Raw genomic sequence first — 13,524 nt, 5'->3', positions numbered from 1 at the left:
ACATCGAGTAGAGATTATTCATTTAAATGAAGACAGTTGGAGAATGAAACATCGAAAAACGATATTTGGTGAGAAAAGTGTTTCAAATTAGTCAGCAGAAATTGTGTCATTCTACTTGACGGTCACAGACCCCCTCCTTATTCAGATAATGAATGTTTAAAACACACATTATTAGAACCAAGTTGGGGATCTCCCTTTTTAAATTGAATTTAATTAATTTGAATTAAAACAAATTTAATTTTATTTGTTTATACTTAATTTTATTATTTTCGCTCCTTTCAATTTAAACTATAAAAATTATAGCCGCATTTTTTAAGATTTTAAGATATTTTTAGAACTTAATAAAAAAAATTTTAATTTCTCGCTGCCAATACCAACAGTTTGAAATTCCTAAGATTAATCCCCAAATTAAGTATTCCCCCTTCAACTACTACCAACTATTGGAAAAGCGAAGTTTTTTTAAATCGAATAACTTTCTCTCTAACTAGATTCCAATGATTTGATCCATTTTCACTTCTTCTACGATATTATGTTGATTTACCACATAAACATATACCGATCCATTCAATTCTCGGTAATCATTTAGTTCCAATTGTTGTGAAAGCAACTCCAAAGATGGTGTTAATAAAATAAATCGTGTATTACCTTCTGCTTCTTCACTAGTGAAATCAACTAAACCAAATGCATTCTTAGCACGGATATTTAATCGTCCATTTTGATATTCATACTCTTTTACAACTTCTATGAAATCTTTTGGAATAATACGTGCTGCACTTACAATTGGTTGTACATGCAGTTGTGTAATTGGCTTAATGGACTGTAACTGTATACTTCTTTCCCTTTCAATATCTTCAAGCCGATCTTTACTACGTTCCTCTAAATCTTCAATTTGAGTATAGGTTTGGTTAATTAATGCGCTATTTTTATTATTTAGGTTATCACTTAAATAATTTGTTAATCTTTCCTGTAGCGTTTGCATTTGTTCATCAAATGAACGACGTAAATAAGTACTCTTTCGATTTAAATAATCATCACGCTTCATTTGAACTGATTGAAGTATCTTCCTCGCTTGAAGAATGGATTCTTTTTTAAATGATTTGTCTTCTGTTCCTACTGTATTGATTAATTCAAATTGCTTTTGGAAAAGGAAATATGGATCTACTTGAAGAAATTCTCCATTTTCTCTTTTAGCTAATAACATTAATTCTTGTTCTAACTCTCGGCCTGTACCATCAACTACACTAATACGGCTAATTTCTAATGTTAAAGGTTCACTAACATATGTTTTTACTGTACAAATTGGTAAAGCCACTTGTTGCAACTCTTGACTCGCTAATTCCATCGCTAACTTTTTTAACGAATGGTCATTCGGTAATATTAATAACTGTTCTGTTTGTTTATCTGGTCTTAATGTAAACCGTAATGATTCATCAGTTCTTAAAGAATATTTTCGTTTCTTAATTAGTTCACGAATATTTTTAGGGAAACGATCAATTCGAACTGTATTGCCATTATTTGAGATATTTACTTTAATTCGAGTTTCTTCAAACTGTTTTACTACAAACTCACCATAGACTCGCGATGGCATACTGCTAATTGAAATTTCTTGATATGCACGTCTTGCACCCGGTAAATCAAAACTGGAATCATCGAAGCGTTCTTGTTTAGCTAATTCTAATAATCGTTCATGTTCTTCAGATAATGTTTTTTCCATTTGTGCAATCAGCTCATCTAAATTTTCACGGCCGCTAATCGCTTCCTCCATTAAGTGAGATAAATCGATATTGTTTTCTTCTAGTACTTCACCAATAAAATCATAGACCTGATCTTGTCCCAAATCTGTGCGCATTTGTTCCATCTTATCAAGTAGTCGTACCAATACATCTCCTTCACGTGTATTCTTCGCAACAAGATTAAAGACGAATACTTCATTCTTTTGTCCAATACGATGTATACGTCCCATACGCTGTTCTAAACGATTTGGATTCCACGGAATATCATAGTTAATCATTTGATTACAGAATTGAAGGTTGATAGATTCTCCCCCGGCATCTGTAGCAAGCATAATTTGTACATCATTTCGGAATCGCTCCACTTGTTCACGACGTTGATCCATCGAATAGTTCCCAACGATTTTTGTGACTTCAGGGACATGCTGTAAGAGCTTTCTTTCAAGGTAATATAAAGTATCTTTTGATTCCGTAAAAATAAGAATCTTTTCTCCTTTGGAAAGCAATCCATCCTGACCAAATAACGTGTTTTCTAGCTCTATATATTTACGCTCAATATCTTGATTTACGAGAATCCCTGCTTTAAGAACTAATCCATCTAGTATTTCTATTTCTAACTTTAGTTCCTCTATATCAATAACAACAGTTTCACCTTCAACTAAAGTCTCTATTTCTTCCTGCTCATCTGTTGAAAGCTCATCGTATTCAAATGGCTCAATCGATTTAGTAGCTGTTAACTCAGACTCTAATAATTCTTCTAACTTTTCTTTACGTCGTTTAAGAGATAAATAGATAGCATCTAAAGACGAACTTAGCCGACGTTGTAAAATCATCATCGCAAATGCTACGTTTGGTTTATTATTTTGTTTTGCTCGATTAAAATGCTCGCGTGCATAAGCAGTTACATCTTCATAAAGCTCGCGTTCGCCATAACTTAATTCAAATGTAATTGTCGTTGTTGTTCTTTTTGGGAATAACGGTGTACCATCAAAATTTTTCATTGTCTCCTTTAAACGACGAATAACAAAAGGATTACTCTTTTCATATATAGAATCACCTGTATTTAAACGTGAAAAAATATCATGGTCTACCAAACTCATTAAATGCCGGAAATTTTCTTTATCTCCTTTATGCGGTGTAGCAGTTAGTAATAAGCAATGCTCTGTATGACGAAGTAAACTCTCCCCAAGCTGGTATATTTTCGTACGATTTACTTTCCGTTTCTTGACGCCATGTGTATATGCAGCCATTTTATGCGCTTCATCAACGATTACTAAATCAAATTGTGCTTTTAAAATAAATGCTTTAATTTCTTCGCGTGAAGCCCAATAAATTGACGCAATTATTTTGTCATGTGATTCGAATGGATTTACTTCACTTGAGCTATTTAATATACTTCGATTTATAATGGTAAACTCTTCTCCAAACTTATCTTTTAGTTCTTCTTGCCATTGCTTCAACACTAAAGGGGGAACTAAAATTAAAATACGTTCTGCAGCTTGTCTCGCAATTAGCTCACGAATTAACATACCAGACATAATTGTCTTCCCTGCACCGGGATCATCCGCTAATAAATATCGTACTTGAGGTGACTGTAACATGCGGCTATAAACTGCTTCTATTTGGTGTGGTAATGGGATAATCTTTTTGTTTCCTCGCGCACGAGACTTCGAAAACTTATCCTCTGTCTTTAATATGTAATATTGTAAATAGTGTTGCAGTCTTTCAGAATTAAAGGAACTTTCCTCTTCTTGAATGTTCTCTAATTGACCTAGCTGTACCCTATCTAAATACTGCTCATAGTATTTATTAGTTTTACGTCCAATTGATTCAACTAAAAATAAATCATCATCAATTTCTTCAAAATGCTTTATTTCAACAATTTCCGGCCAGAAAGAGCCTTTAATAATTTCTCCTACTTTTAACATATTGGCATCCCCTTCAATAATTACGTTCAATCAACTTAATTTAAATTATATAGCAATCACCCAGATACTGTTAGAAGAAATATAAGACAAAAAAAACTAGAGAACTGTGTAATCAGTTCTCTAGCTTCTCTTTAGTAAAGCGCATTATACATATGAATCGTAAATTCTGTCTCGCGAAAAGGTGTGACTTTGTCATCTTCCACGGTTACCATTCTCAGCTCACAAGTTTGCCCTGTTGGATAATAGTTTTCTACAAGATTAAACGTTAGTTGCTCCGTACGTTCATGGTTTTCTCCCACCATATCAAATGTCCATTCAATTTCATTTGAAATTCGCTCATCATTCAGATAAAATGCAGCCCGAATTGTACGTGCCTTATATTCCAGTGAAATACTTTGTTCTTGATATATTGGTACTTGGATACGGTAACCTGTGATTACACGTTTTGGCATGGCTACACTGATTTCAACAGGAAGAGATTGTGAAGTACGACGATAATCAATTAGTGGTACTATTACTTCTTGAGGTGTTGCACCGCCGTGTACAAACTGTAATCCTCCACCACCAATAAATCGGTTTACGCCTTTAGCAATCACTTTTTCAACACCTTCTAATGTTGAAAAATCATCTGGCACATTAATAGCTCCATCATCTATTAGTAGATTATGACCAACAGCAAAGCGACGATTCGAATCAATAATTTCACCTTTAACACTCACTACTTTAATATCATTTTCAATTCTTGGATACTGATAAAGGAATCCGTGATCTGCTGTTATAAAAATTCGTTTTGCTTGCAATTTAGATAATCGATCAACAGCAATTGATAATTCTTTTATTGCACGTTCTGAAGCTATATAAGTATCTCGTTCGGATTTTGCAGAATCACCTGCTGCATCGATTACATCATGATATAAGTATACGAGACGCTTTCCTTTTAAATTTTCATCTGCTGTCGCTCTTGACCAATCTAATAAATCTGTTAAACGATAGGCAATTGCTTCTGGGTGAGCATTTTGTAAAATCTTAATACGATTAGCCAGTCCATTTGTCGGTTGACCATCTGCTAAAACTATCCCATTTTCAGTAATTGTTAATTGTTTATGAGGTAATAATGAAGCCATACCTAACTGTGTATACGTTGGTAAATTCGCAACTAACGGACTGATAGAGGCAACCCCATTTGAACGTAAATTTAATTGAGATGTTAATTCCGATCCTACCTCATATCGTACAGCATCTGAAATAATTACAAATACCCGTGTTGATTCTTTCTCAAGTATTGGCTGCAAGACATCTTTATAAAACTTAGCCTGTTTAGGTAATTTCCCTACCTCTTCTGTTTCTAAAAGATAATTGGTCTCTTGAGCAATTTTCAATAAATATTTATTTTCATACCAGTTCGTTAGTTGCTCAGCTAGTTCTTCAAGCATTTCTTTATTTTCTAATTGCATAAACCCTGTCATAAAGCGTCTATAAGCTTGATCAATTAAGTAAAGTTCACTTGTGTATTGGACGTATAAAGGCTCACGAGTATCATATTGCTTCAAATACATTTTATACTTTGTCAAACCAACTGCATCTATCAATACATTTAACAAGCTTCGGATTCGTTCATTTCGTTTCGCCCAATGCATCTTCAAACGTTTATTCAAAATTTCTTTCCAAGTATCAAAATTAGATGTTTGATGAAGAAGTTCCACTGTTAACCTATTTATCAATAAATGATCAATTATTGGGAAAGTTGAAATGTCAGCAAATTGCTCGATTGGACGTTCGTGTAACACATCAATAATCGAAAATCTTTGTTCGATTTCCTTCATATAGGTTTCTAAGACTTCTACTTCGCTTTCTTTTGTATGTAGCCAGTCATCAATAAATAAAGCACATGCATTGCCGCGTGTTGTTTCATATTTCTTTTGTAATGATGGTTCTTCAAATTGTGCATGACGTTTGAAATGCGCATACAGTACGTGTTCCATTAAATACTGCAATGTCAAATCACTTGAATGCAAACCAAAGTATTCCGAAATTAGCTCCCACATACGATTCGTGCTAAACCGTTTTGATATGGCTTTATATATTTCATTGGTTTCTTCTTGTAAGCCACGCAACAATAAATGGCGAGCAATCTCTTCCATATTTGCAATGGGTGCGCCTGTAAGCACCGCTAACATTGCATACTCGATTTCGCGATCAGTGGCATTAGGCGGTACTACTTTCTTTAATTTACTTTTACGCTCTGCACTTTTAAAAAACTCTCCATATTCCTTAATTAAAGGTCTTAAAATAGCATCACTTACTTGCAACTGCTCTGCAAGTAAAGCATTCGTATCCGCTTTAAATTCAGCACCGTAAAGCTCCATATCCAGTAAAAAGTTCTCTTCTATCGCTGGTTTTGCAAAATCAGCATATAATAAAAAAGAATCCTTTTTCTGTTCCAACTCGATTTCTAATTTAAGCGTAAAGAAATTATTACGTGTTAATTGGCGGATATGAATTGGTTGCTCTGCAAATGCTTCTTCTAAATCAGAAACAGTATATTCTCCTTGCTCGTCATACCAAAAAATAACCGTGCGCGGCTTATTTTTTTTATATAGTTCGTCCTCTATTCGCTCTTTTAACAGTTCAATGACATTCATTGTGTCACCTCATTATGAATATTTACTAATAATTTTAATTATACCTTAATATGAAACAAGCCTCCTTACCAAAGTAAGAAGGCCATGATGATTTATTTAATCTTCGCTAATACACCTTTACCACCACGATAGAACTTTTCGTAGTTCACTTTCACACCATCATCTAGATCAATTTCAATCTCATCATTAGCTATTTCAGCAAGTCGCTTATCAAATTCTCGTAGTTCATCCATTTTCTTTTCAAAAGAAGTTTTTTCTGCTGCTAGCTTTTTCTTCTCACTTGCAGATAAGTTTGGATTTACTAATCGGTTTTCTAAATCTGTAATTTCATTTTGATACTTAGCTTGAATTTCTTGTAAATGTTCAAAACGAATTGTTGCCATTGTATCTGGCTCATAACGGTGCATATAAATTAGTGTACGCAATCCCTTTTGTTTGCCTGAATCCACTAACCAATAAATCGGACGCTTTTGATACATTTTGCAATGATCTATAAAAAACTCATCTAAGAAATAACGTCTTAAACGAGCCTCCGCATCTTCACCTTTTTTCATCTCAATTGCTTCGGCTAGCCATTGTAAGTTTTCGTCTACTGTTTCTGGTGAAAAGGCAACAGCAAGGAATTCACGTAAACGAGTGATGATGTCATTTTCAAAATAAGCTGATTCAGTGAAATGAATAATACCATTGAGACTTGGTTTGAATGATATATATTTACTTTCATCCCAATTACCACCGGCATATGCAATAGCTTCTATATCTAATGAATATCGACCAACGATACAACCAATGAAATAAGAAAGAAATGAACGTATATCATAGGTTAAATTTGCTTTCCGAATAGTAATATCTTTGTCTTCTAGATTTGGTGACAATTCATTTTGTAAACCATAAATTTCAATAAAAATTCTATTTAACTCTTCTTCATTGTGTTTAAGTTGGTTAAAACGATATTCCGTTAATTCTATCCAATTATTATATGCATCTTCAATTAAAACCATAGAGTTGTTTAAAAATGGATGTCTTTTATACTCTCTAGATTCCTCAAAAGAATTCCAATCATCTCTACTTAACTCAATACAGTTTTTTACTTTTATTTCTATTGAAGCATTTTTAGTTATTAAAAATGGTAACTGTTCTATATATCCCGGTGGAAAGTTCAATGTTGGACTAATAAATGCTAAAAAATAATTAGACAATTTGCTATTCAAAAATCCCAAAAGTTCATATTCAGGATTTTCAGTACTAATGGTAGGAGCAGCACTATCAAAAATATGATTAGGCTCATAATATCTAACACTTAATTTTGAACTCGTAATTTTACTCCAAGACAACAAATTTCTGAAATAATATCTATTACCATCATGTCTAAAACCCGCAAACTTCTCCATTTCTTTTATTGATTGTACATTATATTTAATCACATAAAATTGATTACCATACCATTTTCTATATTGTCCCCCTTTTGAAATTGGGTAAAATACTTTTGGATTCGTTACTTCTTTCTTAGATGATGCAATATTTTCAGATGATATTTCATGCCAGAAAAATATATAATTTTCATTACTACCAGTGGAAATCCCTGCATTAGCTTTAAAATATTTTCCGATAGTTTCTTTAAACAAATTCGCACTATGTTTGGATATCCAATAGGAAATAGGACTACCGGGGATTTTTATGAAGTTATTTTGGTTAAATGGATACTTATAAGAACAAGATGAGTTACCTTCTAAAGCTATAGCTTTTTTTTGTTTTTCAATTGTAGTTCTTTCATCAACTAACCTCAAATATACACCGTTTACTTCTTTTATTATTTTGTTTCTGATGACGAACGCAGTCGACTGTACAACTTCACCACCTATATCCTCAAAGGCTCTTGGTCCAAGATGGAGCATTGAATCTATTAATGAATTGGAAATTACTTTTTTTCGTAATTTTTCAAAACTAGATAAAAACATCCATGAATGCTGATTGATTGCAGAGTAAAAGCTATTTGTTTTTAAATATTGCTCAACTTCCATAAACGCTGCAAATAAATCTGCTTTAGAATCAGGATAATATTTCTTTAGAAAATCCCCTAATTCTTTACTCATATTACCTAACCCCATATACGGAGGATTCATTACCACTACATCGTACTCATTCCGCATAATCTTCGTTTGCTGAACTAATGCTGGCAGTACTTCTATTGCTATATCATGTTGCTCACCGTAAAACAGATCTTCTACAGGATGATGTTGAATATGTTTTAGCCGTTCCTCAATAAATGTAGTATCCCGTTCTGTAATATTGATTAAAGAACCATATGTTTTCGCACTTTCATATTGATTAAAGAAGGCTTTTACTTGGTTATATCGCTCCCCTTTTTCTTCTTGAGCAATATAGGCAATCACGCTGTCTGAAATATGATTAGTTTCTTGAATTGATGCTAAATTTAACTTAATACCATCTCTTTCAACACTTCGTAAGAAGCGACGAGAATAAGAAGCAGCTTTCATGACTACCGCAAACGCTGCTAGCTGATATGCCCGGTCATCAATATCTAATCCATATAAATTGTTTTCTATGATTAAGCGGGGAATCTCTCGTTCTGGATATCCGCAATTTTCATAAATCTGATGGAATACTTCAAAGGCATAAACTAAAATATGTCCACTTCCCATTGCTGGATCAAGTAGCTTAATATCCTCTACTCTTAACTCTTTATTCACATATGGAGCGATTTTCTCGTGGAAATCCTCTTCTTCATGCTTAATGAAGTATTCCCAATTACTGATTAAATCTTCATCTTCTCGATGCGCTTCAGTCCAGTAGCGTCCAAGCGAGTTCTGTACCATATACTGTACGATCCACTTCGGTGTAAAGAGCTGTGTTGCAAAAGGAATTTCTTCTTTTTTATATTTGCTTTTTTGAGAAAATACTCGGTCCTTTTCTTCCGCGATGTAATATTGATACAACCAACCAATCACTTCAATTTCATCAAAACTATTCGTTAATTCATCATTTTGAACTAGTACCTTAATGACTGATTCTGCATCAAGTAGAAAGTCTGGTAGTAAAAGCTCCGTATAATCTTGAATTTGTTCAAATAGGAATGGCAAAATACTGTTTAATGTATTACATTGTGCAATAAATAGCTTGCGATATGCACCTTCTGTATCCCCTGCATCTAATAATTCACGAATTTCTTCTTGTTTTACAGGTAAATCCATTGTTTCATAATCAAATAAAATATCTGGATCTACTCGTCCTACACTACTTGACAACACATTTACTTTTTCAGGTAAGTAATCATGTACTTCCATATAACGAATGGCAATAATACGGTTAAACCATGTGTAGGCAACCTCTTCAACTAACTGCTTATAACCTTTTTGTTTAAGCTGATTTTTTAATGAGTTAAATGCTGGTTTCATATAAAGGGGATATGGCTTATCATTAATCATTAATTGCCCAAATTGTTCTTGAATTTCTAAATCATTCTTTTCATTAATACCGTACATTAGTGCCTTTGTTTTTACTTGATCGATTAATTGACGACGTGATTGAATGGCAAAGTTTTTCAATTCCGTTTTGTTCACTTTTTCCACCTCATTACAACAAAGGAAGGGAAGGCCCCTTCCAATGCCTATAATTCAATTTTTAATGTATTTTCTTTTAGTTCTTTTAATAACTGTGTTCGTAACTCTGCTAATACAGCATCTAAGTCAGATTGTGTTTCGATGCTTGTATGTGAAATCATGCTTTTTAATTCTCTTGAAGAAATAACTTTTGTTCCTTTTTCACGTACAACCGTAACAGATGGGTCTGTTGTTGGTGGTGTTGGTGGTTTTAATTGTAGTAATTCTTTTTCTTTACGTTTTGCTTCTTCTTGAATTGTTTCTGTTACTGTACGTAGTTTCGTCAAATTCATTTGAATTGTGATTAGGCTACTACTATTAAGAATTTCTTGTTGCAATACTTTGAAGTTCTGCATTTTATCATTTATTAATTCCGTAATGATTTCATTATTTGAATAATAATCTTTTAAATCATCTATCTTTTTCTCTAATTGTGTAATTTGACTTGCAAGACCTTGTTTTTGTTCTGTTACTTCTTCTTGAATTGCTTGATCAAGTTTTTCAATTAAACTAGGTAATTGCGGAATTTCACTATATGGTGATGCTTTTGTTAAAATGTCGGTAATGTTTTTCTTTAGCAGGTTTACCTTTTGTGATTGAGTATAACGTAAATCATTTTGAACTTGATTTAAAAACGATACTGCTTCATCAAACCGTTCAATTGGTGCTTTTAAATAGAAACCAACTAACTGTTCAATCGCATCTTGCCAATCGTATAAATCATCCTCGGCATCAATAAATGCCTTTACAAGTTGTTCTGGTTCCCGAATTTGTGTTAATCGGAGAATATCAATTTTTAAAGAGCTAATTTTTGCTCCTTCAGGATAAGCGAACTCAGAAGATATAGTTTTCTTTCGACGATCATCAATTTCCTCTAATGGTTGGATAAGATAATTCTTAACTGCAGTTTGAATTGCATTTGCAAACTCTTGATAAGAATCCCCAATATCCATTCGTCCAAACAGATCTTTATATAATCCAATGAAATCTCGACGCACTTTTGGATCCACTTCAATTTCGGGAATAACACGTATTTTATCTCGCTCTGTTGTTCGAGCAAGTTTATCATAAAATTGAGGTGAATTCGTTGGTGTAAAATGTTCATCTGCAATCATTAACTTTACTTTACCGGACTGCATTAAAGCTAGGACAATGCCAATTGTATCGTAGTCACTCCAGCCATAAGGGACCTGATTATATTTATCAATAAAATCCTTTAACGATGGTTTCTGATGCATACGAATGAGCTCATCTAAATAGCGTAATACTTCGTTATAAGCTTTCACATTACCTGTTTCACCTAGTAAATCATTTGAAATACCTTTCTCAGTTAGGTTTCTCCATTGTTCTTTGAATGTTTTCATTTGAATTGGTTCATCAATGTATTCTAAATACTTGTATGTGTTTTGGATTAACATATCAAAGGCGTCTGATACTTGCTTTTCAAAATTCCCTCGGAATGTCCGCTCCTGCATTTGAATGAAGATTGTTGCTTCTTCACAAGCTTTTCGTAATAATTCTTCTGCCTTTACCTCGTAGTCACCAATACTGTCCATTTTCGCGTCATAAATACGATGTTGCGCCTGTGTTGTACTTGGATTACGTTTTAAATTCACATAACGGCGAATCTGTTCAGAAATACGAATGGCTTCTTCTGCCTCTGCAATTAATTCCTCATTTAGATAAATAACCATTTGCCCTTCTATAGCCTGTAAAGCAGATTCTATAGGGGTTAACCCACCCGTAATGACTTGCATTGTTAACGGATATTTCATATTTGTTTTTGCATAATTATCAAAACGTTTATTGTAATCAAAAAGCATTCCTTTTTGATAGTTATATTTAGCGTTTGGATACATTTTCTCAAAAAATGAATCGCCTAATCTTTCTTTAATTTTGATAGCATTAACATCAACGTTACGAATTTCTTTATTTATTTCTTGCTCTTCATCTGATAAGAATGAATACGTACCGTCTGCGTGCTTTTCAATAAACATCGTTTGCTCTAGACGGTTTAACGATTCTTTAATTACAAGTTCATTTTTTTCAGACTGAATACTATCTAATAAAAGTGTTGAAATATTATTTGGTGTTGCTTTAATGTGGTCTATACCTTTAATCAAATACAATACTTTTAATACATCAACATCATATTCAACAAGACCTTCCGAATTTTTTGCGCGGTTTTCAGCTCTCGAAATGGTCTGTACGATAGCTGATTCTAAATGTTGACGAATAGTTGGATAAAACTCCGCCATCGTTACTAAATTGCCTAACTCTTCTTGGCCATTATAAACCGCGGCTTCTTGGAAAGCTTTTAATAATGAACGTTCCCCTCTTGAAGCGTAGGAACTTCCTTCACCATGTATACCAATTTTCTCTAAAACAGCTTGCAATAAATCAACTTGATAAGGTACAAATGGATATGTTTCAACAAACTCATTAGTAGAACGATAGCCAGAGCGATATTGTGTTCGATCTTTATCAAAAGAAAGGCGATTACGAATTAATTGCTCATTCGGTTCAAAAATAGACTCTAATGTTTTCGAAGCCGTTTCTGTCTTTTCTAATAAACGGCGTTTTAAAACTTCGTCTGTATCTGAACTCGATAAATTAATCCGTGTTTCAAATCTTCCTTGAATTTTCGAAAAATCTTTTGTATTGGCTGCATTCATATTAGAGACGTCTTTAATCTTTTCCTGAGAAGTAACAGCAATCCATGCTTGTCCCATTGCAGCAGCACCAATTTCTTCAACAGCGTTTTGTAAATCAAGCATAAGGTTATTATCTGTACCGATATATTGACCAACTTCATCAATTAAAAAGATTAAGCGATAGTCGGAGCCTTTAGATTTACAATATTGTGCAACAAGCTCCCCTAACTGAACCGCTGAAATCGAAAATTCCTTTTGTGCGGATTTTACTAGGAAATCTGCAGTTTCTCTTTCATAGCCTATTTCACAGAGTACCGATATAATCTTTGCATAACGCAGGCGGAATTTAGTACGGAAATCTTGCCATTTTTCGTTATACAATTCTTCAATTTTCGAACAAAAAGCATCGTATTTTTGGTCACTCGCTAGTTGTCGTTCAAAATCCGCTACCCAAAGCGTATTGGAATAACCGAGATGTTCATTAAAAATACGTAAGATAATCTCGATAATACTTTCTTTCGTTCCACGTGCTGCACTGGCTCCTGCTTCAGACCCAACATTAAATAACAATGCATCTGAGGATTTTGATTCTATCCGAGACATTGCATCTAAAAGTGCGGTATCAGAAACTTTATCTTTAAAGTATTCAAATGGTGTTTTATTTCCCACTTTCTTACCATCCAATAAATACGATAAAATTTTGAGGAAATGTGATTTACCGGAACCAAAGAAACCAGAAATCCACACACCCACATTTTTCGTTGGTGTTGAATACGCCTTCTCATAATTTTTATAAAATCCTTTTAAGCTTTCTAAAATTTCTGCTGTTACAACGTATTCTTCTAATTCTGTTTGTATTGTATTTTCATCAATCTGACCTGCTTGTACAACACCATTAATTGGTCGGTCAATTTTCTTCTCAAAAATCTCTTGAATAATCATTATTCATA

General features: G+C 33.5%; 4 protein-coding genes. All 4 read right to left on the bottom strand.

Annotated features, from left to right (window positions below; genetic code table 11):
• Positions 1-484 precede the first annotated feature (484 nt).
• A complete protein-coding gene (locus M3600_RS17155) occupies positions 485-3,658 on the bottom strand; it encodes a DEAD/DEAH box helicase (RefSeq protein WP_251646846.1) in 3,174 nt (1,057 codons plus the stop codon).
• A gap of 131 nt (positions 3,659-3,789) precedes the next feature.
• Positions 3,790-6,300 carry a BREX-1 system phosphatase PglZ type A gene (pglZ, locus tag M3600_RS17150; protein WP_251646844.1) on the bottom strand — a complete coding sequence of 837 codons (2,511 nt, stop codon included), beginning with the start codon at positions 6,298-6,300 and terminating at the stop codon, positions 3,790-3,792.
• A gap of 92 nt (positions 6,301-6,392) precedes the next feature.
• Positions 6,393-9,881 (bottom strand): BREX-1 system adenine-specific DNA-methyltransferase PglX, encoded by a 3,489-nt coding sequence (pglX, locus tag M3600_RS17145; protein WP_251646842.1) that lies wholly within the window; start codon positions 9,879-9,881, stop codon positions 6,393-6,395.
• A 47-nt stretch (positions 9,882-9,928) separates the two neighbouring features.
• Complete coding sequence (gene brxC, locus M3600_RS17140; RefSeq protein WP_251646840.1) at positions 9,929-13,516, bottom strand: BREX system P-loop protein BrxC; 3,588 nt, start codon at positions 13,514-13,516, stop codon at positions 9,929-9,931.
• Between the last annotated feature and the right edge of the window lie 8 nt (positions 13,517-13,524).

It is taken from the genome of Niallia sp. MER 6 (assembly GCF_023714395.1).
Taxonomy (GTDB): Bacteria; Bacillota; Bacilli; order Bacillales; family Cytobacillaceae; genus Niallia.
Note: the sequence above shows the minus strand (reverse complement) of the source record. Positions and strands in the feature narration are given on the sequence as shown.

Coding starts and splice junctions, on each gene's coding strand:
- M3600_RS17155 (WP_251646846.1), bottom strand. CDS start 3,658: ATGTTAAAAGTAGGAGAAATTATTAAAGGCTCTTTCTGGCCGGAAATT.
- pglZ (WP_251646844.1), bottom strand. CDS start 6,300: ATGAATGTCATTGAACTGTTAAAAGAGCGAATAGAGGACGAACTATAT.
- brxC (WP_251646840.1), bottom strand. CDS start 13,516: ATGATTATTCAAGAGATTTTTGAGAAGAAAATTGACCGACCAATTAAT.